This window comes from Leifsonia shinshuensis (genome assembly GCF_031456835.1).
GTDB classification, from domain to species: Bacteria; Actinomycetota; Actinomycetes; order Actinomycetales; family Microbacteriaceae; genus Leifsonia; species Leifsonia shinshuensis_C.
In genome coordinates this window covers 852,253-877,336 of the sequence record NZ_JAVDVK010000001.1, presented here as the reverse complement: position 1 = coordinate 877,336, position 25,084 = coordinate 852,253, and the positions used below count along the sequence as shown (strand labels likewise).

26 protein-coding genes and 1 tRNA gene are annotated in these 25,084 nt (G+C 70.4%); 14 read left to right on the top strand and 13 right to left on the bottom strand.

The annotated features are described in order from the left end of the window. Genes J2W45_RS04290 through J2W45_RS04280 form a run of 3 tightly spaced genes read left to right on the top strand, consistent with a single transcriptional unit; the run spans position 1 to position 1,930 of the window. Entirely contained in the window at positions 1–381 is a 381-nt protein-coding gene (locus J2W45_RS04290) for a DUF1048 domain-containing protein (RefSeq protein ID WP_310129295.1), read from the top strand. Further along, positions 378–1,166, top strand: a complete 789-nt coding sequence (locus J2W45_RS04285; RefSeq protein WP_310129294.1) for an ABC transporter ATP-binding protein — start codon at positions 378–380, stop codon at positions 1,164–1,166. The genes J2W45_RS04290 and J2W45_RS04285 overlap by 4 nt, the downstream gene beginning before the upstream one ends. Beyond that, complete coding sequence (locus tag J2W45_RS04280) at positions 1,166–1,930, top strand: ABC transporter permease (protein ID WP_310129291.1); 765 nt, start codon at positions 1,166–1,168, stop codon at positions 1,928–1,930. The genes J2W45_RS04285 and J2W45_RS04280 overlap by 1 nt, the downstream gene beginning before the upstream one ends. A gap of 227 nt (positions 1,931–2,157) precedes the next feature. Here J2W45_RS04280 and J2W45_RS04275 read toward each other — a convergent pair whose 3' ends face one another. From J2W45_RS04275 to J2W45_RS04265, 3 genes are all read right to left on the bottom strand, one after another. Further along, positions 2,158–2,568 carry a YciI family protein gene (locus tag J2W45_RS04275; RefSeq protein WP_310129289.1) on the bottom strand — a complete coding sequence of 137 codons (411 nt, stop codon included), beginning with the start codon at positions 2,566–2,568 and terminating at the stop codon, positions 2,158–2,160. An 88-nt stretch (positions 2,569–2,656) separates the two neighbouring features. Next, on the bottom strand, positions 2,657–3,400 hold the full coding sequence (locus J2W45_RS04270) for a class I SAM-dependent methyltransferase (RefSeq protein ID WP_310129287.1): 744 nt from the start codon (positions 3,398–3,400) through the stop codon (positions 2,657–2,659). A gap of 33 nt (positions 3,401–3,433) precedes the next feature. Then, positions 3,434–5,293 (bottom strand): diguanylate cyclase domain-containing protein, encoded by a 1,860-nt coding sequence (locus tag J2W45_RS04265; protein WP_310129286.1) that lies wholly within the window; start codon positions 5,291–5,293, stop codon positions 3,434–3,436. 171 nt (positions 5,294–5,464) lie between these two features. On the opposite strand from J2W45_RS04265, the gene J2W45_RS04260 reads away from it, so the two are divergent. After that, on the top strand, positions 5,465–5,716 hold the full coding sequence (locus J2W45_RS04260; RefSeq protein ID WP_310129284.1) for a hypothetical protein: 252 nt from the start codon (positions 5,465–5,467) through the stop codon (positions 5,714–5,716). Between the two features lie 7 nt (positions 5,717–5,723). Here the strand turns inward: J2W45_RS04260 and J2W45_RS04255 are convergent, their stop codons facing one another. Then, complete coding sequence (locus J2W45_RS04255) at positions 5,724–6,113, bottom strand: RidA family protein (RefSeq protein WP_310129283.1); 390 nt, start codon at positions 6,111–6,113, stop codon at positions 5,724–5,726. A 331-nt stretch (positions 6,114–6,444) separates the two neighbouring features. Here J2W45_RS04255 and J2W45_RS04250 point away from each other — a divergent pair, with 331 nt between their 5' ends. Further along, on the top strand, positions 6,445–6,933 hold the full coding sequence (locus J2W45_RS04250) for an FBP domain-containing protein (RefSeq protein WP_310129281.1): 489 nt from the start codon (positions 6,445–6,447) through the stop codon (positions 6,931–6,933). A 39-nt stretch (positions 6,934–6,972) separates the two neighbouring features. On the opposite strand, the gene J2W45_RS04245 is transcribed toward J2W45_RS04250, so the two are convergent. Then, positions 6,973–7,815: a class II glutamine amidotransferase gene (locus tag J2W45_RS04245; protein WP_310129279.1), complete on the bottom strand. Its 843-nt coding sequence runs from the start codon at positions 7,813–7,815 to the stop codon at positions 6,973–6,975. A 142-nt stretch (positions 7,816–7,957) separates the two neighbouring features. Between J2W45_RS04245 and J2W45_RS04240 the strand changes: the two genes are divergently transcribed. Beyond that, positions 7,958–8,182 (top strand): hypothetical protein, encoded by a 225-nt coding sequence (locus J2W45_RS04240; RefSeq protein WP_310129277.1) that lies wholly within the window; start codon positions 7,958–7,960, stop codon positions 8,180–8,182. 12 nt (positions 8,183–8,194) lie between these two features. Here J2W45_RS04240 and J2W45_RS04235 read toward each other — a convergent pair whose 3' ends face one another. From J2W45_RS04235 to J2W45_RS04215, 5 genes are all read right to left on the bottom strand, one after another. After that, entirely contained in the window at positions 8,195–8,623 is a 429-nt protein-coding gene (locus J2W45_RS04235; RefSeq protein WP_310129274.1) for a VOC family protein, read from the bottom strand. 101 nt (positions 8,624–8,724) lie between these two features. Beyond that, positions 8,725–9,792, bottom strand: coding sequence for a zinc-ribbon domain-containing protein (locus tag J2W45_RS04230; protein ID WP_310129272.1), 1,068 nt, complete (start codon positions 9,790–9,792; stop codon positions 8,725–8,727). Positions 9,793–9,995: 203 nt separating this feature from the next. Next, a complete protein-coding gene (locus J2W45_RS04225) occupies positions 9,996–10,748 on the bottom strand; it encodes a phosphatidylethanolamine N-methyltransferase family domain-containing protein (protein WP_310129270.1) in 753 nt (250 codons plus the stop codon). A gap of 98 nt (positions 10,749–10,846) precedes the next feature. After that, on the bottom strand, positions 10,847–13,120 hold the full coding sequence (locus tag J2W45_RS04220; protein ID WP_310129268.1) for a glycoside hydrolase family 3 C-terminal domain-containing protein: 2,274 nt from the start codon (positions 13,118–13,120) through the stop codon (positions 10,847–10,849). Positions 13,121–13,143: 23 nt separating this feature from the next. Then, the gene (locus J2W45_RS04215; protein ID WP_310129266.1) at positions 13,144–14,460 is read right to left on the bottom strand and encodes an MFS transporter; all 1,317 of its coding nucleotides are present in this window, start codon (positions 14,458–14,460) and stop codon (positions 13,144–13,146) included. A gap of 99 nt (positions 14,461–14,559) precedes the next feature. Here J2W45_RS04215 and J2W45_RS04210 point away from each other — a divergent pair, with 99 nt between their 5' ends. Continuing rightward, positions 14,560–15,213 carry a TetR/AcrR family transcriptional regulator gene (locus tag J2W45_RS04210; protein WP_310134909.1) on the top strand — a complete coding sequence of 218 codons (654 nt, stop codon included), beginning with the start codon at positions 14,560–14,562 and terminating at the stop codon, positions 15,211–15,213. On the opposite strand, the gene J2W45_RS04205 is transcribed toward J2W45_RS04210, so the two are convergent. Both J2W45_RS04205 and J2W45_RS04200 read right to left on the bottom strand, forming a co-directional pair. Next, positions 15,173–15,245, bottom strand: a tRNA-Val gene (locus J2W45_RS04205). The genes J2W45_RS04210 and J2W45_RS04205 overlap by 41 nt on opposite strands. Positions 15,246–15,369: 124 nt before the next feature. Next, positions 15,370–15,840, bottom strand: a complete 471-nt coding sequence (locus J2W45_RS04200; protein WP_310129264.1) for a peroxiredoxin — start codon at positions 15,838–15,840, stop codon at positions 15,370–15,372. A 200-nt stretch (positions 15,841–16,040) separates the two neighbouring features. On the opposite strand from J2W45_RS04200, the gene aceE reads away from it, so the two are divergent. The 6 genes from aceE to J2W45_RS04170 all read left to right on the top strand — a co-directional run bounded on the left by aceE (position 16,041) and on the right by J2W45_RS04170 (position 23,669). Beyond that, positions 16,041–18,767, top strand: coding sequence for a pyruvate dehydrogenase (acetyl-transferring), homodimeric type (aceE, locus tag J2W45_RS04195; RefSeq protein ID WP_310129262.1), 2,727 nt, complete (start codon positions 16,041–16,043; stop codon positions 18,765–18,767). A 22-nt stretch (positions 18,768–18,789) separates the two neighbouring features. Next, positions 18,790–19,989, top strand: coding sequence for a PucR family transcriptional regulator (locus J2W45_RS04190; protein WP_310134907.1), 1,200 nt, complete (start codon positions 18,790–18,792; stop codon positions 19,987–19,989). A 97-nt stretch (positions 19,990–20,086) separates the two neighbouring features. Continuing rightward, positions 20,087–21,007 carry an ACP S-malonyltransferase gene (locus tag J2W45_RS04185; protein WP_310129260.1) on the top strand — a complete coding sequence of 307 codons (921 nt, stop codon included), beginning with the start codon at positions 20,087–20,089 and terminating at the stop codon, positions 21,005–21,007. Between the two features lie 20 nt (positions 21,008–21,027). Continuing rightward, positions 21,028–22,032 (top strand): beta-ketoacyl-ACP synthase III, encoded by a 1,005-nt coding sequence (locus J2W45_RS04180; RefSeq protein ID WP_310129258.1) that lies wholly within the window; start codon positions 21,028–21,030, stop codon positions 22,030–22,032. Between the two features lie 45 nt (positions 22,033–22,077). Continuing rightward, the gene (locus J2W45_RS04175) at positions 22,078–22,329 is read left to right on the top strand and encodes an acyl carrier protein (protein WP_018190963.1); all 252 of its coding nucleotides are present in this window, start codon (positions 22,078–22,080) and stop codon (positions 22,327–22,329) included. A gap of 104 nt (positions 22,330–22,433) precedes the next feature. Further along, positions 22,434–23,669 (top strand): beta-ketoacyl-[acyl-carrier-protein] synthase family protein, encoded by a 1,236-nt coding sequence (locus J2W45_RS04170; protein WP_310129256.1) that lies wholly within the window; start codon positions 22,434–22,436, stop codon positions 23,667–23,669. Positions 23,670–23,785: 116 nt separating this feature from the next. On the opposite strand, the gene J2W45_RS04165 is transcribed toward J2W45_RS04170, so the two are convergent. Further along, positions 23,786–24,289, bottom strand: a complete 504-nt coding sequence (locus J2W45_RS04165) for a DUF3145 domain-containing protein (protein ID WP_310129254.1) — start codon at positions 24,287–24,289, stop codon at positions 23,786–23,788. Positions 24,290–24,476: 187 nt separating this feature from the next. Here J2W45_RS04165 and J2W45_RS04160 point away from each other — a divergent pair, with 187 nt between their 5' ends. Then, entirely contained in the window at positions 24,477–25,058 is a 582-nt protein-coding gene (locus J2W45_RS04160) for a PadR family transcriptional regulator (protein WP_310129252.1), read from the top strand. The last annotated feature ends 26 nt before the right edge of the window (positions 25,059–25,084 follow it).

The following is a 25,084-nucleotide window of genomic DNA, read 5'->3' as shown; positions in this document are numbered from 1 at the left end:
ATGGCAGCGAAGTGGTTCGAAGCCCTCACCGGCTCGCTCGAGCAGAAGAAGCAGTACAAGCAGTACGTCGCGCGCATCGACGCGCTCCCGGAGCCCTACCGCGGTTCCGCCAAGGCCTTCCACCGCTACTTCATGTACCAGGGCGGCCTGGTCGACGGCGAGGTGCTGGTCACCATGCTGGGCGACTTCGCCGACCTGTGGGAGCGCGCGGCGACGGACGGCACGCCCATCCGCGAGCTGGTCGGCGACGACCCGGCCGAGTTCGCCCAGACGTTCACCGAGGCCTACACGGGCCAACGGTGGATGGACAAGGAGCGGGACCGCCTCACCCAGGCGATCGACACGGCCGTCGACGAGGAAACGAAGGGGAAGAACGCATGAGCACCGCAACACTCGAACCGGCCATCCGGGTCCAGGGCATCACGAAGTCGTTCAAGGACCTGGAGGTGCTGCGCGGCGTCGACTTCGAGGTCGCGCCGGGCACCATCTTCGCCCTCCTCGGCTCCAACGGCGCAGGCAAGACCACGCTCGTCCGCATCCTCGCCACCCTGATCGCGGCCGACGGCGGCGCCGCCTCCGTGCACGGGTTCGACGTGGCGTCCGCCCCGGCGGACGTACGGAGATCGCTCAGCCTCACCGGCCAGTTCGCGGCGGTGGACGAGGTGCTCACCGGACGCGAGAACCTCATCCTGGTGGCGAAGCTCCGGCACCTGCGCGACGCGGGCGCCGTCGCCGACCGGATGCTGGAGCGGTTCTCGCTCACCGAGGCGGGCGACCGCAAAGCCGGAACCTACTCCGGCGGCATGCGCCGGCGGCTCGACATCGCGATGAGCCTGATCGGCGAGCCGCCGATCGTGTTCCTCGACGAGCCGACGACCGGCCTCGACCCGCAGGCGAGGATCGAGGTCTGGGAGACCATCACCGGTCTCGCCCGGAGCGGCACCACGGTGCTCCTCACCACGCAGTACCTCGACGAGGCGGAGCAGCTGGCCGACCGGATCGCGATCCTGCACCAGGGCACCATCATCCAGAACGGCACGCTCGCCGAACTGAAGAAGCTCCTCCCGTCGGCCACGGTCGAGTACGTCGAGAAGCAGCCCACCCTCGAGGAGGTCTTCCTCGCCCTCGTCGGAGACGAGACCGGCACCTCACGGAAGGAACTCTGATGAGCACCTACGTCCTCAGCGACACGCGCACCCTCACGGGCCGTTCGCTGCGCCACATCCTCCGCAGCCCGGACACGATCATCACCACCGCGGTCACCCCGATCGCGCTGATGCTGCTGTTCGTCTACGTGCTCGGCGGCGCGATCCGCATCGGCTCCGGCGAGTCGTACATCGACTACATGCTGCCGGGCATCCTGCTGATCACCATCGCCTCGGGGATCGCCTACACGGCGTACCGGCTGTTCCTCGACCTGCAGGGCGGCATCTTCGAACGGTTCCAGTCGATGCCGATCGCCCGCTCGTCCGTCCTCTGGGCGCACGTGCTGACGTCGCTCGTCGCGAACGTCATCTCGGTCGCGCTGGTGATCGGCGTCGCGCTGATCATGGGGTTCCGCACCGGGGCCTCCGTCGGAGCCTGGCTCGCGGTCGCGGGCATCCTGATCCTGTTCACGCTGGCACTGACCTGGATCGCCGTGATCGCGGGGCTCTCGGCGAAGACGGTGGACGGCGCGAGCGCGTTCAGCTACCCGCTGATCTTCCTGCCCTTCATCAGCTCGGCCTTCGTCCCGACCGAGTCGATGCCGGCGCCGGTGGCCTGGTTCGCGGAGAACCAGCCCGTCACCTCCATCGTCGACACGATCCGGGCGCTGTTCTCCGGCCAGCCGGTGGGCACGGACATCTGGGTGGCGCTGGCGTGGCTGGTCGGCATCCTCGTCGCCGCCTACGCGTACGCCATCGTGAAGTACCGGAGGAAGTTCAACTGATCACGCGACGACGCCGCCCGTCTCCCCCTCGGAGGCGGGCGGCGTCGTCGTAGACGGGCCGTCCACCCCGTCAACTGTTGACGGTTTCTGTCCGCCGAATTGGGGACACGGCCCGCGGCTCGATAGCGTTGTCGAGGCCCGGGGATGCCGGCCCCGACGCGGAAACGAAATCCTTCGAACGGATACGTCTCAACCCGACGCGAACGGACGGCATCCCGGGGGAACCACTACCCGGCGACCGGTGCTGAAGCCTCCCGGGCCTCCGCCTCGGCACGCTGCTCGGCGCTGTGATCGACGAGCGGCTGCACCTGCACCCCGCTGTGGTCGTGCCGGGCCTCCGCGAGCAGCGAGGCGAGCGCGACGGCCGCCTCCCGGTCGGGGACGTCGATCACGTAGAACCCGCCGACGACCTCCTTCGCCTCGGTGAACGGGCCGTCGACCGCGATCGGCTCGCCGTCCGCGCCGCCGCGCAGCGTCACCGCAGTCCGCGGTCCCTGGAGCTCGCCGGAGGCGAGGATCGCCTCCCCCGCGCGCTGCCGGAACGTGCGGTGCGCCGCATCGATCTCGGCGCGGTCGGCCTCGCTCATCGACTCCCAGCGCTGCGCGTCCCCCTGGATCAGGATGATGAACTCGCTCATGACATGTCCTCCTTCGTCTCGGATGATCTCCTGACCAGACGTCGAACGGGAAGACCGCGGATCGACAGGGGTGCCGCTCCGGGGCCGGTCAGCCGGCCGGAGCGAGCACGATGAGCGGCGTCACGTAGCGCTCGACGACCGTCCCGCCCAGCTCGCGGACGGCCTCCGCCGCCTGCTCGGCCTCGGCCTCCGACCAGTCGCTGAAGGTGGTGAAGAGCGCCTGGATGCCGTCGGCGTCGAGCACGATGCTCCAGCCGAGCTCCTCGCGATGGTCGACGACGAACAGCCCTCCGGCGGTCAGCAGCCGCGCCCACGCCTCCGTCTCCGTCTCGTCGGGCCCGGGCCGTGCCGGAGCGTCCCGCCGGTCGGCGATGGCCTGGACGCGTTCGCGGAAAAGCGACGGCGGCACGCTCGTGTCGCCGTACACGGTGCGCCAGACGGCGACGCGGCCACCGGGCGCGAGCGCCTGCCGGAGCGACGGGAGGACACGGTCGAGGTCGAACCAGTGCACAGCGGTCGCGATCGTGACGAGGTCGAGGGAACCCGGCTCCGGTACGTACTCCTCGGCCGTGGAACGGACGACGTGCACCTGGGGGAACCGCTGCTGCAGGATGTCCGCGAGGGCCGGACCCGGCTCGACGGCGGTGACGTCCATCCCTGCGTCCACCAGCAGTCGTGTCGCCTGACCGCTGCCGGCCCCGAGGTCGAGGGCGCGGCGTCCGGGCGTCAGGAGCCCGAGCTGCCGCAACCGGTCGCGGAGGCTGTCCGGGTACGGCGGCCGCGCGCGGTCGTAGAGCGCGGCGTGGCGATCGAAGTGCATCGGATCCGGCATGCCGCGCAGCCTACGCGGACGACGGCCGCGGGATCAGAGGGAGACGCGGTTGCGGCCGGAGTTCTTCGCGCGGTACATGGCCGCATCCGCCGCATCCACGAGCTGCTTCGCCGTCTTCCCCGGCTCGATCGTGATGACGCCGCACGACGCGGTGACCGTCATCGGGCCGCGGGCCGTGTCGATCGGGTCGGCGATGTCGCGCACCAGGCGGGCGGCGAACGCCTCCCCGTCCTCGTGGCCGGTGCCGCCGCTCAGCACGACGAACTCGTCGCCGGCAAGACGCGAGATGACGTCGGACGAGCGGCTGTCCCGGGTGAGGCGCCGGGCGATCGTGCGGAGCACCGCATCCCCCGTCTCGTGCCCGTGCCGGTCGTTGATCGACTTGAACCCGTCGAGGTCGAGGAACAGCAGCACGCCGCCCTCCCCCGCCGAGACGGCCTTCTCGAGCTCGTGCTCGAACGACCGGCGGTTGTGCAGCCCGGTCAGGTGGTCGATCATCGCGAGCTGGGCGAGCTGCGCCTCCCGGCGGCGGTCGAGCGCACGCGCCAGGTCGCGGCCCAGCTCGCGGGCCTCCTCGGCGACGGAGCCCCAGGGCAGCGCGCTGCCCTCGACGCTCTGGCGCCACTCGGAGAACGAGCGTCGCGGAGACAGGGCGGTCTCGCGGTTGGCGGCGGTCTGGTCGCCCAGCCAGCGGATCACGCGGGTCACTTCGTGGCGGAAGAACAGCAGGACGCCGTGGGCGCCCACCGGCACGACCATCAGCCCGGCGAACCCCGGCATCAGCGCCGCGAGTCCGGGGTGCGAGCGCTCCAGTTCGTTCGTGCTCAGCGACTCGGTGCCCGTGGCCGCAAGGAGCAGGCTGCGGTCGATCAGCGGCACGTCGCCGATGCTGCGGCTGACGCCGTCCAGCGCGAGGATCGCGCCGTCGGCGCCGACCAGCCGGCGGAGCTCCTCGCCGCTCTCGACGAGCGTCAGCAGCGGGTCGTCGGAGGACGGGACGCCGGCGAGTACCGCCGCCCGCTGCTCCCGGATGGTCAGGTCGCGGCGCAGCCGCCCGATCGACTCGAGCGCGCCGAGCTGCAGGGTCAGCTGCGCCGCCAGCACCTCCAGCGCACGGCGGAGCAGGATCGGCATCCGGCGCTGGGTGCGATGCGCGCATGTGATCATGCCGACCAGGCGGTCGTCCTGGATGAGCGAGAAGGAGACGGTCGACGCCTGGCCCATGTTGCGCATGAACTGCAGGTGGTGGGGCGACACGGCGCGCAGCTCGGCACTGCTGAGATCGAGCGGTGCGGACTCGGCCACCGAGACGAGCGGCGTGCCCGCGTCCTCCGTGCTGACGATCTGGCGCGAGAGCTTGGTGAGGTAGAGCGAGCGCGCCTGCTGCGGGATGTCCGACGCCGGGAAGTGCAGGCCGCGGTACGACTCCATGTCGGGTTCGGACGCCTCCCCCGCGACCTCGCCGTGGCCGTCCTCGAAGAAGCGGTACACCATCACACGGTCGAAGCCGCTGATGCGCTTCACCTCGTCGGCGGCCGCCTGGCGCAGTGCGTCCGCATCCGCCAGCAGGCCGAGCGACCGGATCGCGGCGACGACGGACGAGTTCGGCACGTCGGGTGCGTCGGTGGGCTCCAGCTCGATCAGCACCTGCTCACCGAGGCGGTGCGTGATCGCGTCATACGGCGCGCCCTGCAGGTCGATCCGGATCGGGTCCCCGTGCGTCTGCGCGGTCACGCTCCACTCGAGCGTCGGGCTGCCCAGCTCGGAGACGGAGCGGCCCAGCCATTCGGCGGCGTTCTCGCTCGCGGTGACGATCTCGTAGGTGGCCACATCGACCACGAACAGCATCCCGAACGATTGGATGCGGCCCGGCGTCCGGATCGGCTCTTTCACGCATTCTTCGAGCCTTCGACGCTCCGAAGCGTCGGACACGGCACCACCATCCACCACCACTCGACCCTAGTACAGGATCGGCAGAACATTCAGTTCGGTCGTTATTCGAATTTGGCGGGTGTGCTCTTCGCGAACGCGGGGGATGATGCCGGGGAGCGATATCCGGGACGCATGCGCCCGACGAACGAGGAGGACGAGATGACGCGCGACGACGCGAACAGCGACCGCAACGACGAGTACCCGGACGACGCCGGCTACCCCGACGGCGAGGGCACGCTCGACGAAGGCACCGGGGCGTTCCAGTCCGGTCCGACCGGTGACGAGGCCGCCGACGACGGCGGGCGCGACGACACCGGCGCGGAAGGCGAGGCGGTCGTGGAGGAGCTCGAGGAGTTCGACGGGCCGGACTCGCGGGACGAGTGAGCGCGGCTCAGACCGGGACCGCCGCCACGGCGTCGATCTCCACCAGGGCTCCCGGCCGGGCCGGCGCCACGGTCAGCACGGTGACCGCGGTGCGGTGGTCGCCCCACACGGTGCGGGTCGCTCCGTAGGCCTCGGTCGGGTCGATCCCCGGTGCGAGGTGGATCGTCAGCCGGGCGACGTACGCGGGACCACTCCCGGCCGCAGCCAACACCGCCAGCAGATTGCGGAGCGCCTGCTCGGTCTGGGCCGCGAGGCCCTCGAGCAGTGCGCCTTCGGCGTCGACGCCGTTCTGACCTCCGACGAACAGCAGCGGACCGGCGGGCGCGATCATCCCCTGGGCGAAGGCCGGGCTCCGGTACAGCTCCGGCGGGTCGACGGGGGTCACCTGGGCGGACATGAGGTCTCCTCTCGGTCGTGAGACCCATGGTCCCGCTCACCACCGACAGCGGGAAGACACCCTCGGGCCCGCGGCGCCCGGGCGCGGCCGCGATAGAGTGGTGGCGTGAACCCGCTCATCTCGCAGCCCGCTGCAGCCACGGCCGTCGCGCCGTCGGCCGCTGGGCGTCTGGAGGTCGTCGGCGCGCTCAGCGCCGGCGCGAGATAGCACTGTCCCCCTCTCGGTGATTCCCGCGCGCCCTGGCGCGCACCTGTCGCTGCGGCATGCCCGGCGACCTCTCGCGGACCTTCCGTCCGCTCACGACCGATTCACGACAGTCAGGCGTTCATCCATGCTTCCGCTCACTGAGCAACAACTCCGTTCCTCCTTCGTCAACGCGTCACAGCGCGAGCGCAAGGAGCTCACCATCCCCGACCTCGCGGACATCCGCTGGGACCAGCTCGACTTCCTCGGCTGGCGCGACCGACGGCAGCCGCAGGTGGGCTACGTCGTCGCGGAAATCGACGGCGCGCCCGTCGGCGTGCTCCTGCGCCAGGCCGAGGGCCGCATCCGATCGCGTCCCCAGTGCTCGTGGTGCGAGGACGTGCACCTGCCGAATGACGTGCTGTTCTTCATCGCCAAGCGCGCTGGCCGGGCCGGGCGCAACGGCAACACCCTCGGCACGCTCGTGTGCGCCGAGTTCCAGTGCTCGGCGAACGTCCGCCGCCGCCCTCCGACCGCCTACGTGGGGTTCGACGTCGAGGCGGCGCGGCAGCAGCGGATCGACGCGCTCCGCGAGCACGTTGACGCGTTCGTGCGCAAGGTGATGGACGGCGACTGACCGTCGTTCACCTGCGTTTCACCCGGGCGGGGCCGCCGTTCAGGCGGCCTCGTCCAGGAACGGCTCGTGGTGGTAACCGGACGCGTCGACGATCGCGAGGGTCGACTCCGGCACCTCGACGAAGGCGCCCGGGAGGTCGGTCAGCGGTTCCGACACCACGACCTTGGCCTTCTCGCCGAAGACCTCGAGGCGCGCGGCGTCCGGGTACAGCTCACGGAGCTCGGGGATGTCGACCGAGTGGTAGAGCGTGCGGCTCTTGTGCGACGTGGAGTAGCGGAACGCCCAGAGCGTCGAGCCGTCCGACACCGCGACCGTTCCCTGCATCGGGAACTGGATGCCCTTGCTCTGCCCCACCTGCTCGACCATCCGGATGGCGCGCGCCAGTCCGGCGGCGGGGTCGTCCTGCAGGCCCATCGTCAGCGCGAGGTAGAAGAGCACCTCCGTGTCCGTGGTCCCGTGGATCAGCGGATACAGCGACGGGTCGATCGCGAACGCGAGGTCGCGCTTCATCTTCAGGAATCCATCCAGGAAGCCGTTGTGCATGAACAGCCAGTTCTCGTGGCGGAACGGGTGGCAGTTCGACTGCTGGATGGGCGGACCGGCTGCCGCGCGGACATGCCCGAAGAAGAGCGGGCTCGCGATCGAACTCGTCAGCTCGCGCAGGTTCTCGTCGTGCCAGGCCGGCTCGATGCTGTGGAAGAGAGCCGGCACGTTGCCGTGGCTCGTGTCCTCGGGGTACCAGCCGAAACCGAAGCCGTCGCCGTTGACCGTCTCCGCGCCGAGCGGCGAGTTCAGCGACTGGGCCACCAGCGAGTGCTGCGTGTCCAGGATCAGTTCGGAGGGCTTCAGCGGCTCTCCCCAGTATGCGAGCCAACGGCACATGACGACCTCCACGGCGTTCCGGATGCGGACGGCTGAACCATAGCTCCGCCCGGGGACGCGCGGGAATACAGCACTCCTCACACCCGCCGATGTCAGCTGTCAAGGCCTGGCCGCAGAACGGCCGGTCCACTTGGCTGGTGTCATGAAAACGCACGCGAGGTTCGTCCGGCAGGGGCTGGAGGTGTCGGAGATCTCGGACCATGAGTGGCGGGTGAGCGACACCCGCGTCGCCGCGATCGGCGCGCCTCCCGTCGTCGGGTTCATCCTGCAGCTGGACGCCATGTACGAGGTGACGCAGATCGGCCGCCCCGGCCGCCGCACGTACTTCCGGTCGTTCGACGCCGCTCTCGCCGAGCTGCACGGCTGAGCGGGCCGGGCGTCAGCCCTGCTGCTCGGGCGGTGTGCCGGCGATGTTGACCAGCCACTGCACGCCGAACCGGTCGATCGCCATGCCGAAGCTGTCGCCCCACGGCGCCTTGTTGAGCGGCTCGATGACGTTGCCGCCCTCGACGAGCTTCTCCCAGTAGCCGGTCAGCTCGGCCTCGTCGTCGCCGCTGAGCGAGATGGAGATCGAGGAGCCCTGCGTGAAGTCCATGTGGGCGGGCACATCCGCAGCCATGAGCGTGAAGCCCGCCGGGCTGGTCAGCTGCGAGTGCATGATCAGGTCGTTGTCGGCCGGATCTTGGGCCATCTGGTATTCGGCGAAGGTGCTGCGCTGCACCTCCCCGCCGAAGACGGATCGGTAGAAGTCCATGGCCTCCCGGGCGGAGCCGCGGAAGTTGAGGTACGGGTTCAGGATCGACGGCATGGTGTCCTCCTCGTGAGAGCTGGTGGATGCCGGTTCGCCGCCCAGCGTAACGGCCCTGCGCGGCGGCCCACCAGAGGGCGGATGCCCTGAAATGCAGGCGTTCAGCGCCGGTAGGCGGCGACGAACAGCTCGCCCCGGATCTCCCCCAGTCGGTCGAGGATCCGCTCGACCAGCGCATCCGTGACCCCTCCGGCCTGCACGTCGTACGGCCCCAGCGGCTGGAGCTTGCCGCACCGCACGCGGACGACTTCCCAGCCGACGGCGCGCAGCAGCCGGTCCTTCCGCCGGTCGGACGTCTCGCGCGGCCCGACGTGCTCGAGCCCGTGCCGCCCGGTGGTGTCGTACTCGATCGCGACCTTCAGCTCGGGCAGCAGGATGTCGGGCCAGACCTCCAGATGCGAGTGGAACGGCGTCGCGACCCGGACCGCGTTCCTGCTCAGGTCGAGGTCGAGCCGTGCGGCCAGCCGTCGCTTGAGCTCGGGCTCGGCGGCGGAGGCGGGCGCCGTAGCCCAGCGGCTGATGAACGCCTCGCCGACGGGCACGCGGTCCGCGCCGCCGCGGGCGTGCCGGCAGATCGGGCACCGCCGCCCGCCCAGGATGCGCTCGATGCTCGCCTGGTACGACGGATGTCCGGCGTCGCACTGCCAGGAGTAGGTTCCGGCGGTTCCGTTCTCGTTCGACACGGCGACTCGCGCGCCGGGCGTCGCCATGCTGACCAGCTGCTCCCGCGTCAGGCTCTCGCGGTCGAGGCGGCGGCACAGGTAGCAGCGGTCGTCGGCCGGGTCCGCTTCGATGCGCCGCGGGTCGCGCGCGTGCCCGCAGACGTGGGAGCCCGCGTCGGGGGTCGGCGTCCGAACGGGGCGGGGCGCCGCCGCTTCGGCGCAGTCCGGGCACCACGCGGACCGGCGCCGGGTTCCGCCCGGACGGGAGCGCTGCTCTTCCGGGGTGGCGACGAACCGGTGACCGGCGTCGCACTCCCAGACCAGGAAGACGTCGGCCGCGGGCGGCACCTGGGTCAGCGTGATCCCGTGGTTGAGGTCGGGATGGTACTGCCGGACGAGCACGGGGTACCGCTCCCAGTCGCGGCGGTACCGTCCGATCTCGTAGGGCACGCTGGCGCCCTTCGACCACTGGCGGCGCGCCCACCACTGCTCGACGCTCTCCGGCACGGCATCCCTCCTCCCTCCGAGGCTAGAACGCACCACCGTCACTCCCGCCTCCCCACCCCGCCGCATTCGTCACGAATGCACCCTCCCCGCCCGCCTGAGTCGACATTCGTGACGAATGCGCGCCCCGCACCGCCGCGGACATTCGTGACGAATGCGCGCTTCGAGCACGCGAGAGCGGACATTCGTGACGAATGTGCGCCGGGTCAGAGCACGAACGGGATGAGCGCGCGGCGCTCCGGCGGATAGTCCGGGAACGTCTCGCGGTACCAGCGGTGGTTCGCGAACGCGCGTGGCGCGAGGTTCGCGAACGTGTACAGCGCGAAGGAGGCGCCGGCGAGCGACCAGGTGGCGACCGCCCATCCCGTCCACTCGATCATCTCGCCCAGATAGTTGGGGCTCGAGACGTACCGGAAACCACCGCCCCGGGGGATGCGGTACCCGCCTCCCGACCGCCGCAGCAGCCGCAGCGTGCGGTCGGAGCGCACGTTCAGCGCCAGACCGCCCGCGAACAGGACGACGCCGGCCCAGAACCGCCCGTCCGCGAGCCACGCCACCGGGTAGTCCCCGTACTCGGAGATCCAGCGCGCGTTCACCCACGCGTTCAGCAGGTTGAAGCCGATCGCCAGCATCATCACGAGCACCGGCATGCGCGATCCGGAGCGCATCAGGAACGGGTAGACGAACGCCCGGTACACGTAGTGCACCAGCCAGAGCGCCAGGAACAGCAGCGGCACCGGTTCGAAGCGGTGCGACCCGAGCAGGTAGAACACCACGAACAGGATGGACGCGGGCGCCTCCATCACGACCCACCCGACCCGGGCGGGCACGGTCGGACCCCATCCACCGCGTCCGTGGCGCCCGCCGTACGGCGCGACCACGAACAGCAGAGCGACGAACGTCACCGCCGCCAGTGCGAGCTCGGCGTACACGAACCAGCGGTACGGTCCCTCGGGCATGCGGTCAGGCTAGCGCGCGGCACCCCCGCCGGCACGGCACCGGCGCCGACACGCCGCGGCGGGTGCGCCGCCGCGGCATGCCGGTTCCAGCCTCCGACTCAGCCCTGCTGCGCGTTCGCCGCCGCCAGCAGGCCGTCGATCATCTCCGTCGTGACCTGGCCTCCGGCCATCATCCCGACGCGGCCGATCGGGAAGGAGTTCATCATCTTCTCCATCGACACCCCCTCCGGCATGATCGCCGAGGCGCCCTCCATCATCTGCGCCATGCCGGCCAGCGCCGACTGCACCATCGGGCCGGCGACAGGATGCGCCATCACCTCGCCGAGCGACGACTCCCGCGTGAGCGGCAGACGCACCTCATCGCCGTCGACGGACACCGTGGTGCGGGAACGCAGGTCGCGGCTGCTCGCACCCACCTCGACGGTGTACTCGCCGCCCTCGACCACCCAGCGCTCCGCGCGGATGTCCCAGTACGCCAGGTCCGAGCGACGGACGGCGATGACGACCTCACGCGACTCCCCCGCCGCGAGCTCGACCGAGGCGAAGCCCTTCAGCTCGCGCACGGGACGCTGCACCGACGAGTCGGCGAGCGACGTGTAGACCTGGACGATCTCGCGCCCGGCGCGGTCGCCGGTGTTGGTGACGGTGACCCGCACCTCCACGTCGCCGCTCTCAGTGACGGTAGCGGTCGCATCCCCATAGGAGAAGGTCGTGTACGAGAGCCCGTGGCCGAACGGGAACGCGACGGCCATCCGCCGGGCGTCGTACCAGCGGTAGCCGACGAACAGCCCCTCGCCGTAGCGGACGTGGCCCTCCTCGCCGGGGAAGTTGAGGAACGCGGGGGTGTCCTCGAGGCGCAGCGGGATGGTCTCGGTCAGCTTGCCGGACGGGTTCACCGCGCCGAACAGCACGTCGGCGGTGGCCGACCCGCCGGCCTGACCGAGCAGCCACGCCTCGACGATCGCGGGCACCCGCTCTGCGAACGGCAGCGCGACGACGGCTCCGTTCGACAGCACCACGACGGTCCGCGGGTTGGCGGCGACGACCGCATCGATGAGGGCGAGCTGGTCGGCCGGGAGGTCGATGTCCTCCCGGTCGTAGCCCTCGGACTCGAGGCGTGCAGGCAGCCCGGCGAAGACCACGGCGACGTCCGCCGCAGCGGCGGCCTGGACCGCCTCCTCGCGCAGGCGGGCCGTCTCGTCCTCCGGCGCATCCGCCGCCAGCGAGAAGCCGGCCGCGTAGACGGCGTCCGGCGCGACCGCGCGGATCGCCGTGAGCGCGTCGTCCAACCGGGTCGGGTGGATCATCGACGAACCCGCGCCCTGGTAGCGCGGCTTCTCCGCGAAGGCGCCGATGACCGCGAGCGAACGGTCCGCCGCGAGAGGCAGGAGGGGCTCGGCTCCGTCGTTCTTGAGCAGCACGATCGACCGGGCCGCCGCCTCACGCGCCAGCTCGTGGTGCGCATCCACGTCGAGCGGACCCTCGACGCGCGGCGTCGCCGCCCAGCGCACGGCCAGGTCCGCGTTCCGCTGCGCGGACGCATCCAGCAGCGCCTCGTCGAGGCTGCCCTCCGCGACGGCGGCCACCACCTCGGCGTCGGACTGGCCGCCGTTGCCCGGCATCTCCAGGTCCAGACCGGCGCGCAGAGCCGCGACGCGGTCGCTCACCGCGCCCCAGTCCGAGACGACGAGGCCCTCGAAGCCCCACTCCCCGCGCAGCACATCCGTCAGCAGCCAGCGGTTCTCGGACGCGAACACGCCGTTGATGCGGTTGTAGGAGCACATGACCGTGTGCGGCTGCGCATCCTCCACCACCCGCTGGAAGCCGCGCAGGTAGATCTCGCGCAGCGGGCGCGGGTCCACGTCGGACGAGGACCGCATCCGGTCGTCCTCCTGGTTGTTCGCGGCGAAGTGCTTCAGCGACGCGCCGACGCCCTGCGACTGGATGCCGCGCACGATCCCGGCGCCGAGCACGCCGGAGACGATCGGGTCCTCGCTCAGGTACTCGAAGTTGCGGCCGCACAGCGGCGACCGCTTGATGTTGATGCCGGGGCCGAGGATGACAGCGACGTCCTCGATCGACGACTCGACCCCGAGGGCCGTGCCGATGCGCTCGGCCAGCTCGGCATCCCAGGAGGAGCCCAGCGCCACCGCGGGCGGGAAGCAGGTGGCGGGCACGCTGTCGCCGATCCCGAGGTGGTCGCCGCCCTCGCGCTGCTTGCGCAGGCCGTGCGGACCGTCGGTGAGCATGACGGACGGGATGTCGCCGACGGCCTTCGTGCGCCAGAAGCTCTCGCCGCTGGTGAGCGCCGCCTTCTGCTCGACGGTCAGGCCGGTCAGATCGGCGCGGGGGCCGGTCAGGGTGTCGGTCATGGGTTTCCTTTCGATGGTGATGGTCAGCGGGTCGCCTTGATGGGCCACACGGCCAACGCCCCCAGGATGCCGAGGACGATCGCGATCGGGAAGAGCGCGCTGTAGCCGAAGGCGAGGACGATGGCTCCGGCCACTCCGGGGGCCAGTGTCTGCGGGAGCGTCGCGGCGATGTTGACGACGCCGAGGTCCTTCGCGAACGACTTCGCGGACGGGAGAACCTCGCTCATGAGGGCCGTGTCGACGGCCTGGAACATCCCGAACCCGAAGCCGGAGATGATCGTCATGATGATCCAGGCGGTCACGTCCGGCCACACCCACGGCAGCAGGAAGGCCAGGCTGACGACGGCGGCCGAGGCGAACACGAACGGCTTGCGGCGGCCGAACCGGTCCGACAGCGGGCCGGAGACGACGGTGGAGACGATGATGCCCACCAGGCTGAGCAGTCCGAGGAGCGGGATGAGCTGCTCGGGATGCGCGACGTGGAAGTAGTCGGTGAGCAGGAAGAGCTGGAACCCGGTCACCGCGAAGTAGCCGGTGTACAGCAGCAGGCGGCCGGTGAACGCCCAGAAGAAGTCGGGATGCGCGACCGGGTTCACCCAGAAGGTCTTGAGGAAGTCGACCAGCGTGAACGGCTCGCGCTCCAGCCGCGCGCTCGAGTAGTCCGGGTTCGCGAGGACGAACAGGCTGAGCACGGCGAGCGAGAACACCGCGAAGAAGATGTAGCCGACCGTGAGGCTGTTGAAGAACAGCGATCCGACGATCTGGCCGCCGAGCGCGCCCACCATGAGGCCGATGCCGGAGAGCGCGGCGAAGGTGCCGCGGCGCTTCAGCGGCACGCGGTCGGGCATGATCGCGGTGAGCGGGCCCTGGGCGAAGTTGTAACTGATCTGCACCAGGGTCCAGGCGATGACGACGCCGACCAGCGAGTTCGCGAAGGCCAGCCCGACCAGCGACAGCCCTCCCGCGAGCGACCCGATCACGATCCACGGTGCGCGCCGTCCGAAGCGGGAGCGCGTCCGGTCGGAGATCTGACCGGCGATCGGCTGGGCGATCATCGCGGCGAACGCGCCGATCGTCGCGGCGATCGCCAGGTTGGCGACCTTGTCCTGCTCGCCGAACAGCTGCGTGATCTGCTGCGGGAGCAGGATGCCGGGCAGCGCTCCCCAGATCAGGTAGATGCCGAGGTTGGCGGGGATGATCCACACCATCAGCCGGCGGAGGCCCTTGATGGGGGCGGGCGGGTCGTCGTTGCCGGAGGCGGTGCCGACGAAGGTGTTGGTGGTGATCGGTGCCGGATCGGCGCTGGATTCGCCGAGCGGGACGGAGGTGTCAGACGTCATTGTCGAAGGGGTCCTCTCACCATCCACCGTGGATGGTGAGCAAAACCTTACGTCACTCGGTTTTCAGAATGCAAGCGCCATTCGGTTTATGGTGGAGGCATGGCACGACGTGGTTCCTACGCGAAAGGCGTGGCGAAGCGGGACGAGATCCTGGAGAGCGCCCTCGAGGTGATCGCCCGGGAGGGATACCGCGGCGCCTCGGTGAAGGAGCTCGCGGACGCCGTCGGCCTCAGCCAGGCCGGCCTGCTGCACTACTTCGACAGCAAGGACGAGCTGTTCACGGCCATCCTGCGCAAGAGGGATGAGGTGGACTCGCGCCGCTTCGGCGAGGTCGACGCCGATCCCACCCCCGAGCGGCTGCGGGAAGGCTACGTCGGCGTCGTGCGCCACAACGCCGAGGTGCCCGGGTTGGTGCAGCTGTTCTCGCGCCTGGCCGTGGAGGCCGGCGATCCGGCGCATCCCGCGCACGACTACTTCGTGGAGCGCAGCGCAGCCCTGCGTGCGATGTTCGCGCGGACGTTCGAGGCGCAGCAGCAGCGGGGCGAGCTCCCGCACTCCGTCGACGCCGACACCCTCGCGCGCCTGGTGCAGGCGGTCTCGGACGGCCTGCAGCTGCAGTGGCTGCAGGACCCCACCGTGGACATGGCCGCCGCCGTCGACGCGCTGTTCGCGCTGCTGGGCCAGGACGCTTCAGCGACGGCGAGTGAAGAAGTGGGCCCTGCCGGGATCGAACCGACGACATCCACGGTGTAAACGTGGCGCTCTACCAGCTGAGCTAAAGGCCCTGAACGCCCTCCACCCTACCGAACCCGCCACCGCCCCGAGGATTTGTGCCAAATCGCGGTTATGCGGCGCCCATAACCACTATTTGGCACAAATCGTCGCCCAGCGGGGCCGACGAGAGGTGTGTCAGACGTGCGCGGGGAGGCGGTCGAGCGCCGCGCGGTAGGCCTCGATCGAGCGGGCCTCCCCCGGCGCGGTGATGAAGGAGGCGCGGATGATGCCGCGCTCGTCGATGAGGAAGGTCGCCCGGTTGGCGATCCCCTTCTCCGGGAGGAACACGCCGTACTCCTTGGCGATCTCGCCGTGCGGCCAGAAGTCCGCCAGCAGCGAGAAGCCGTAGCCCTCCTGCTCCGCCCACGCGCGCAGCGTGAACTTGGAGTCGACGGAGATCGCCAGCAGCTCGACGCGGTGGTCCGCGAACAGGCCCAGGTTGTCGCGCAGCTCGCACAGCTCGCCCGTGCAGGTGCCCGAGAACGCGAGCGGGAAGAACACCAGCGCCACCGCCTTGCGCCCGCGGAAGTCGCTGAGCCGCACCGTCTCTCCGTACTGGTTGAGCAGTTCGAAGTCGGGTGCCTGGGTGTCGTTCTCGAGGGCCATCGGTCGTCCTTTCAGGCCGGCGCGACGTGGCTCCGCGCAGGCACGAGCACACAGCATAGACCCGCGTTCTCCGAGCGCCAAGCGACGGTCATCAGTACCTCCCGAGTGAGGCTAGGCTGAACGATGGTGCCCGCAGTTGTCGAGAACCGACAGCGCTCCGGCACGTCCACGATCCATCCGACACAAGAAAGAGGTCGAGGGTGACTGTAAACGACCAGGACCCGTACTCGGTGAACAACATCGATTCGGACCCGGAGGAGACCGCCGAGTGGCGTGAATCCCTCGACCAACTGGTTGCGGCCCAGGGCCACGAGCGTGCTCGCGAGATCATGCTCAGCCTGCTGAAGCGCTCGAAGGACCTGCACGTCGGCGTCCCGATGGTGCCGACCACCGACTACATCAACACCATCTCCCCCGAGAACGAGGCGGAGTTCCCCGGCGACGAGGAGATCGAGCGCCGCTACCGCGCCTGGGTCCGCTGGAACGCGGCCGTCATGGTGCACCGCGCGCAGCGCCCCGGCATCGCCGTCGGCGGCCACCTCTCCAGCTACGCCTCCAGCGCGACGCTGTTCGAGGTCGGCTTCAATCACTTCTTCCGCGGCCAGGACCACCCGGGCGGCGGAGACCAGGTCTTCTTCCAGGGCCACGCCTCCCCCGGCGTCTACGCCCGCGCCTTCCTCGAGGGGCGCCTGAGCGCCGACCAGCTCGACGGCTTCCGCCAGGAGAAGTCGCACGCCGGCGGAGGCCTCTCCAGCTACCCGCACCCGCGCCTGATGCCGGACTTCTGGCAGTTCCCGACCGTGTCGATGGGTCTCGGCCCGATCAACGCGATCTACCAGGCCCAGCTCAACAAGTACCTCACCAACCGCGGCATCAAGGATGCGTCCGACCAGCACGTCTGGGCGTTCCTCGGCGACGGCGAGATGGACGAGGTGGAGTCGCGCGGCCAGCTCCAGGTCGCTGCCAACGAGAAGCTCGACAACCTGACCTTCGTCATCAACGCGAACCTCCAGCGCCTCGACGGCCCGGTGCGCGGCAACGGCAAGATCATCCAGGAGCTGGAGAGCTACTTCCGCGGCGCCGGCTGGAACGTCATCAAGGTGATCTGGGGCCGCGAGTGGGACGACCTGCTCGCCCGCGACACCGACGGCGCGCTGGTCAACCTGATGAACCAGACGCCGGACGGCGACTACCAGACGTACAAGACCGAGAACGGCGCCTACGTGCGCGAGAACTTCTTCGGCCGCGACCCGCGCACCCTCGAGCTCGTCAAGGACTACAGCGACGACCAGGTGTGGGGCCTCAAGCGCGGTGGCCACGACTACCGCAAGGTGTACGCCGCGTTCAAGGCGGCCGTCGAGCACAAGGGCCAGCCGACCGTCATCATCGCGAAGACGATCAAGGGCTACGGCCTGGGTCCGTCCTTCGAGGGCCGCAACGCGACCCACCAGATGAAGAAGATGACCCTCGACAACCTGAAGGCGTTCCGCGACGCCATGCGCATCCCGGTGTCGGATGCGCAGCTCGAGGAGAACCCGTACCTCCCGCCGTACTTCAACCCGGGCGCTGAGGACGAGACGATCCGCTACCTGCACGAGCGTCGCCGCGACCTGGGCGGCTACGTGCCGGAGCGCCGCGCGAAGTACACGCAGCTGAACCTGCCGGACGACTCCGCCTACGCGATCTCGAAGAAGGGCTCCGGAACGCAGGAGGTCGCCACCACGATGGCGTTCGTCCGCCTCCTGAAGGACCTGCTCCGCTCGAAGGACTTCGGCCACCGCATCGTCCCGATCATCCCGGACGAGGCCCGCACCTTCGGCATGGACGCGTTCTTCCCGAACGCGAAGATCTACAACCCGAACGGCCAGCACTACACGTCGGTCGACCGCGAGCTCCTCCTCGCCTACAAGGAGAGCCCGCAGGGCCAGATCATCCACGTCGGCATCAACGAGGCGGGCGCGCTGGCCGCGTTCACCAACGTCGGAACGTCGTACTCGACGCAGGGCGAACCGCTCATCCCGGTGTACGTCTTCTACTCGATGTTCGGCTTCCAGCGCACCGGCGACGCCCTGTGGGCGGCAGGCGACCAGATGGCGCGCGGCTTCCTCATCGGCGCGACCGCCGGCCGCACCACGCTGACCGGCGAGGGCCTGCAGCACGCCGACGGCCACTCCCCGCTGCTCGCGGCGACCAACCCCGCCGTCGTGCAGTACGACCCGGCCTACGGCTACGAGATCGGCCACATCGTGCGCGCCGGCCTCGAGCGGATGTACGGCGGCAACCACCCCGACCCGAACGTCATGTACTACCTCACGGTGTACAACGAGCCGATCGTGCAGCCGGCCGAGCCGGAGGGCGTGGATGTGGACGGCATCGTCCGCGGCGTCTACAAGCTCCGCGCCGGCGAGGGCGATGGACCGAAGGCCCAGCTGCTCGCCTCCGGCGTGTCGGTGCCATGGGCGCTCGAGGCCCAGCACCTGCTCGCGCAGGACTGGGGCGTGTCCGCCGACGTGTGGAGCGTCACCTCGTGGGGCGAGCTGCGCCGCGACGGCCTGGCCGCGGAGGAGCACAACTTCCTCTACCCGCAGCAGGAGAAGCAGGTGCCGTACGTCACCCGCAAGTTCCAGGGCTCCGAGGGTCCGTTCGTCGCCGTGACCGACTACTCGCACGCGGTGCCGGATATGATCCGTCAGTTCGTCCCCGGCGAGTACGCCACCCTGGGCGCCGACGGCTTCGGCTTCTCGGACACCCGCCCCGCCGCCCGCCGATTCTTCAAGATCGACGGACCGTCGATGGTGGTGCGGACGCTCGAACTGCTCGCCGCGCAGGGGAAGGTCGACCCGAACGCTCCGGCGTGGGCGATCGAGAAGTACCTGCTGCACGACGTGAACGCCGGCACCACCGGCTCGGCGGGCGGCGAGGCGTAACACCGCCGTGGCAGGCAGCCCGGTGGAGAGGACGAAGCCCGAGACGCTCGCGTGGTTGCGCAAGATCTCGGGTGAGCTGGCGACGACCACGCTCAAGCGACTCGAGGACACCCTTCCCTGGTACCGCGACATGCCACCGGGCCGGCGCAGCGCCGTCGGCCTGGTGGCCCAGGCGGGCATCTCGTCGTTCATCTCGTGGTACGACGACCCGCGGTCGACGCCGTGGATCGCCGCCGACGTGTTCGGCGCGGCACCGCGCGAGCTGCTGCGGAGCGTGAGCCTGCAGCAGACGCTCCAGCTGATCAAGATCACCGTCGAGGTGGTCGAGGAGCGGGTGAAGAGCGGAGGCGGCGAGGACCTGCGGGAGGCGATCCTGCTGTACTCGCGCGAGATCGCGTTCGCCGCGGCCGACGTCTACGCCCGCGCCGCCGAGGCGCGCGGCCTGTGGGACGCACGGCTGGAGGCGCTGGTCGTCGACAGCATCCTGACCGGCGAGTACGACGACGAGCTCCCCAGCCGCATCGCCGCGCTCGGCTGGCACGGTCACGGCGAGGTCAGCGTCCTGGTCGGCACCGCGCCCAAGATGCTCGACGTCGACCAGCTCCGCCGCACGGCCCGCCACATGTCGGCGGATGTGCTGATCGGCGTGCAGGGCAGCCGTCTGGTGCTGGTGATCGGCCGCGCCTGGCCGAGCAACAGCACGCCCGAGGATGCGATCGGGCCGGCGCCGGTCGTCTCGTTCCTGGAGATCGCCCAGCAGCTGGAGCCGGGCTTCGGCGCCGGGCACCTGGTGCTCGGTCACGAGGTGCCCAGCCTGGTGGATGCGTCCAAGAGCGCCAAGGCGGCTCTCGCCGGTTTCGCGGTCGCCAAGGCGTGGCGCAACTGCCCGCGTCCGGTGCACGCCGACGACCTGCTTCCGGAGCGCGCGCTCGCGGGGGACGGCCTCGCCCGGGCCACGCTGATCAGCCGCATCTACCGGCCGCTGCAGGCGTACTCGACCGAGCTGCTGACCACCCTGTGGTGCTACCTCGACAACGGCCGGTCGCTGGAGGCGACCGCCCGCGAGCTCTTCGTGCACCCCAACACCGTGCGGTACCGCCTGAAGCGCGTCTCCGAGGTGATCGGGTGGGATGCGACCGGCGCGCGCGAGGCGCTCATCCTGCAGGCCGCGCTCATCGTCGGCTCGATCAACGAGCCCGACTCGCCCCGCCGCGGCGGGTGAGCACCGTCTCCCGCTTGTAGACAACCACAAGCATTCTCCGAAGACTTCGTATCCATCCGACACATCCGCCCCGCGGAAGATTGGCAGACTGGAAACCGTGATCGTCATCGTGTGCCCCGGGCAGGGATCCCAGACCCCCGGGTTCCTCACCCCCTGGCTCGCCGAGTCCTCGTTCCGCGATCAGCTCACCGGCATCTCCGACGCGGTCGGCATCGACCTCGTCGCGCACGGCACCGTGAGCGACGCCGACACGATCCGCGACACCGCGGTCGCGCAGCCGCTCATCGTCTCGGCCGGCCTGCTGACGCTGTCCGCCCTGTTCGCGGACGGCCGTCGTGACCGCATCGGCGGCATCGCGGGCCACTCGGTCGGCGAGCTCACCGCCGCGGCCGGTGCGGGCGTCCTCAGCGAGACCGACGCCGTCGCCTTCGTGCGCGAGCGCGGCGCGGCCATGGCCCGGGCGGCCGCCGAGGTCGAGACCGGCATGAGCGCCGTGATCGGCGCCGACGAGAACGAGCTGCTGGCGCGGCTGGAGGAGCTGGGCCTCTCCCCCGCCAACTACAACGGCGGCGGCCAGATCGTGGTCGCCGGCGCCCTGGATGCGCTGGCCCAGCTGGCCGAGAACCCGCCGGCTCGCGCCCGCGTCATCCCCCTTCAGGTCGCCGGCGCCTTCCACACCCGCTACATGGCGCCCGCCGTGCCCGCGCTGGAGCAGTTCGCTGCGACGCTGACCACCGGCGACCCGACCCTGCGGCTCTGGACCAACAAGGACGGCACGGAGGTGACCGACGGCGCCGAGTTCCTGCGGCTGCTGGTCGGCCAGGTGTCGTCGCCGGTGCGCTGGGACCTCGACATGAAGGCCTTCGAGGAGGCCGGCGTCACCGGCCTGATCGAGGTCGCCCCCGCCGGAGCGCTCGTCGGCCTCGCCAAGCGCGGCCTCAAGGGCGTGCCGACCGTCGCCATCAAGACGCCCGACGACCTGGCCGCCGCGTTCGACCTCATCGACCAGGCCGCGTAAGGCCGCAAGGAGCTCCCCCGATGACCCACCCCACCCTGCAGCAGTCCCACGGCCCGCAGTACACGCGCATCCTCTCGATCGGCGCCGCCCGTGGCGAGAACGTCGTCCCGAACGACGACCTGGTCGGCCCGATCAACTCGTCCGACGAGTGGATCCGCCAGCGCACCGGCATCATCACCCGCACGCGGGCGGGCCGCGACGTGCTCGCCGTCGACCTCGCCACCGAGGCGTCGAAGGAGGCGATCGAGAAGTCGGGCGTCGACCCGAAGCTGATCGACGCCGTGATCGTCGCGACCGTCTCGAACGTGCAGCAGACCCCGTCCATCGCGGCCGTGCTCGCCGACCGGGTGGGCGCCAACCCCGCCGCGGCGTACGACATGAACGCCGCGTGCGCCGGGTACGCCTACGCCGTCGCCCAGGCGGATGCGCTCATCCGCACCGGCGCTGCGCACTACGCGCTCGTCGTCGGCGCCGAGAAGCTGTCCGACGTCGTCGACCCGACCGATCGCACCATCTCGTTCCTGCTCGGGGACGGCGCTGGCGCGGTCGTCATCGGCCCGAGCGACTACCCGGGCATCGCCAAGACGGTGTGGGGCTCCGACGGCTCGAAGGCCGACGCGGTCGGGATGGGCAACACGCTGCTCGAGTACCGCGACGGTGAGAAGCCGTGGCCGACGCTGCGCCAGGAGGGCCAGACGGTGTTCCGCTGGGCCGTCTGGGAGATGGCCAAGGTCGCCAAGCAGGCGCTCGACGAGGCCGGGGTCTCCCCCGACCAGCTGGCCGCCTTCATCCCGCACCAGGCCAACATGCGGATCGTCGACGAGTTCGCCAAGCAGCTCAAGCTGCCTGACACCGTCGCCATCGCCCGCGACATCGAGACGACGGGCAACACGTCCGCCGCATCCATCCCGCTCGCGACCCACCGGCTGCTCCAGGAACACCCGGAGCTGAGCGGCGGACTGGCGCTGCAGATCGGCTTCGGGGCCGGTCTGGTCTTCGGCGCGCAGGTCGTCGTGCTGCCCTAGACTGTTTCCCGGTCACAACGACACCCCCTCAAGGAGAGATAAACCATGGCATTGTCCACCGAAGAAGTTCTCGCCGGCCTGGCCGAGCTCATCAACGACGAGACCGGCATCGCGACCGACACGGTTGAGCTGGACAAGTCGTTCACCGACGACCTCGACATCGACTCGATCTCGATGATGACCATCGTGGTCAACGCCGAGGACAAGTTCGACGTCAAGATCCCGGACGAGGAGGTCAAGAACCTCAAGACCGTTGGTGACGCGGTCGAGTTCATCGTCAAGGCGCAGAACGCCTGAGCTTCGCGCATGCTTCCGCGCGGGCGGCACGCTGAGTGGCCGCCCGCGCGTGCGTCGCGCTCCCCTGAGCGCGTCGTCGTCCTGATTCACGGAGAGTTGCCGTTATGACCAAGAAGATCGTGATCACCGGCGTGGGCGCATCCTCGCCCCTCGGTGGCACCGCGCCCGAGAGCTGGGCCGCACTGCTCGCCGGCGAGTCCGGCGCGCGCACCCTGGAGCACGACTGGGTCGCCCAGTACGAGCTCCCCGTCACCTTCGCCGCCGAGGCCAAGGTGCGCCCGGAGGAGGTGCTGGAGCGCCCGGTCGCCAAGCGCCTCGACCCGTCCAGCCAGTTCGCCCTCATCTCCGCGATGGAGGCCTGGGAGGACGCCGGCCGTCCGGACGTCGCCCCCGAGCGTCTCGGCGTCGACTACGCCACCGGCATCGGCGGCGTGTGGACGCTGCTCGATGCCTGGGACACGCTGCGCGAGCGCGGTCCGCGTCGCGTCCTGCCCATGACCGTCCCGATGCTCATGCCGAACGCCGCCTCCGCCGCGGTGTCCATGCACTTCGAGGCCCGGGCGTTCGCCCGCACCGTCGCCTCCGCGTGCGCGTCGAGCACCGAGTCCCTGGTGAACGCCTACGAGCACCTGCAGGCGGGTCTCGCCGACGTGGTGATCGCCGGCGGCACCGAGTCCGCGATCCACCCGATCACGGTCGCCTCCTTCTCGTCGATGCAGGCCCTCTCGCGCCGCAACGACGACCCGGCCCACGCCTCCCGCCCCTACAGCGTCGACCGCGACGGCTTCGTGATGGGCGAGGGCGCCGCCAGCCTCGTGCTGGAGACCGAGGAGCACGCGCTCGCCCGCGGGGCCCGCATCTACGCGGAGCTCGCCGGCGGCGGCGTCACCGCCGACTCGTACCACATCACCGCGAACGACCCCGAGGGCCGCGGCGCCAGCCGCGCGGTGCACATCGCGCTTGAGCGCGCGGGCGCCACCCCGGACGAGGTGACCCACATCAACGCGCACGCCACGAGCACGCCGGTCGGCGACCCGTCCGAGTACGTCGCCCTGCGCGAGGTGTTCGGCGAGCGGGTGCACACCATCCCGGTGTCGGCCACCAAGGCGTCCACCGGCCACCTGCTCGGCGGCACCGGCGCCCTCGAGGCTGTGTTCACCATCCTCGCGATGCGCGACCGTCAGGCGCCGCCGACGATCAACATCACCGAGATGGACCCGGCCATCCCGCTGCAGGTGAAGAGCGAGCCCCAGCCTCTCGGCGACGGGCCCCAGCTGGCGATCAGCAACTCGTTCGGATTCGGCGGTCACAACGCGGTCGCCGCGTTCCGCACCTACTGAGCGGACTCCCACCGACAGCAGAAGGCCCCGGTCGTCGCGACCGGGGCCTTCTGCGTGTCACCGCCTGCGGGCGGCCGGAGCCCGGCCCGCCGCGGGACGTCTGGGGGTGGAGCCGGTCAGCCCACGTTGTGCAGCCAGATCACCGAGGTGTCGTCGTGGGCGTGGCGGAACGGCTCCAGCTCGTCGTCCCACGCCTGCCCGAGGGCGAGGCGCAGTTCGCGGTGCAGCTCGAGGGCGTTCGCGCCGGCGATCTCCATGGCGTAGCGGATGCGGTCCTCCGGGACGACCATGTTGCCCGCGGTGTCCACCTGGGCGAAGAAGATGCCGAGGTCGGGGGTGTGCATCCAGCGGCCGCCGTCGGTGCCGTGCCCGGCGTCCTCCGTCACCTCGTAGCGCAGGTGCTCCCACCCGCGCAGGGCGGACGCCAGCCGGGCGCCGGTCCCCTGCGGGCCGTCCCAGAAGAACTCCGTGCGCTGGGAGCCCTTCAGCACGGGCTGGGCCTCCCAGGTGAAGTTGACAGCGCGACCCAGGGCACGACCAGCCGCCCACTCGATGTGGGGGCAGAGCGCGCTGGGAGAGGAGTGCACGTAGAGCACCCCTCGAGCTGCGTGTGCCGACATGATTCTCCTCCGTTCGTTGGTGCGTCTTCCCCTACGACCAGGAACGGATGGGATGCTTCGGCGGTGTGAAGTTGGACGCGCTCACGCGCGTTGCCACGATTATGCCTGAGAACCGCGGTTAGTTACAAGATTGTGATTCGGCGATTCGGTCGCCTGGCGAACGCCGGAGCGGAATAGCATACCGAGTATGTCCGTGCAGAACGGTTTCCTGGCCCTGCTGACGCAGGGTCCCGCCTACGGGTCGCAGCTGCAGAGCGAGTTCCTCTGCCGCGCCGCCCACCGCCGCCAGCTCAACCCTGGGCAGGTGTACTCGACCCTCGACCGTATGACGGACCAGGGCCTGGTGGCCTCCGCCGGGGCGACCGACGACGGCCTCCCCCTCTACGAGCTGACGCCGGCGGGGCGCGAGGCGGCGGACGCCTGGCTTTCCGGCGGACCGGCAGACGGACGCCCCGACTGGGATGAGATGCAGGACCAGGTGCTGATCGCCGCATCCCTCGACGGGGTGGATGCGCTCGCCATCGTCGACGGCTACCGCGCCGCCTACGCCGAGCGCATCCGCTACCTGACGCACGAGGCGGACTCGCGTGCCCTCCTCGCCGCGAACCGCGCGGCCGAACTGGGCGCGAAAGCGGCCATCGAGTGGCTGGACGAGGTCGCGGCGACCCTGGCGGCCCATCCGGCCGCGCTGGTGCAGGCTCGCTCGCCCGAGCGGCCACGCCGCGGGCGCCGCCCGGCTGCCGAGGCGCCGGCCGCCGCGGGCGGCTGACGCGGGGCGTTACTGCTACAGGGCGC